The organism is Bradyrhizobium ferriligni, assembly GCF_056837965.1.
In genome coordinates this window covers 1-394 of record NZ_JBXEJO010000390.1, presented here as the reverse complement: position 1 = coordinate 394, position 394 = coordinate 1, and the positions used below count along the sequence as shown (strand labels likewise).

Genomic DNA, 394 nt, shown 5'->3' with positions numbered 1-394 from the left:
GGGGGACGGCTGGTGTTATCATCACTCAGCGCTTTTGCTAACTTCCACAATTTATGGCCGTCCCTATCAAGGTTCAGGGATTCGGTCTTATCAACCCAACTCTGTTGTGCTGATCGTTTTACCTCGCTTGTATTTTGCTGCTGCCGCCTTGTAAGCAGTATTGGTCGTTACTGACTGTGCCTGTTCAGCCACACTCCTTGCCAATTCAAGGTCATTTTCAAGCTTCTGAACCTCTGCTGTCCAGTATGGCTTGTAATCCTTCCGTGCGCCTCTAGGAATGGTTTCCCGTGCCGCTTTCAGGATTGCTTGTGAGAGTTCCCTTGCCACGGATCGCATGTTTTTCTTTTCATGCATGTTGATGAGTTCAACATTGGCATCTGTCAGTGCCCCGTAC

Annotated in this window: 1 protein-coding gene; it reads right to left on the bottom strand. The window is 49.0% G+C overall.

Features of this window, described 5'->3' with window-relative positions:
* Positions 1 to 90 precede the first annotated feature (90 nt).
* The coding region (locus AC1VNY_RS42865; RefSeq protein WP_482409733.1) for a hypothetical protein at positions 91 to 394 on the bottom strand (304 nt) is incomplete at its 5' end.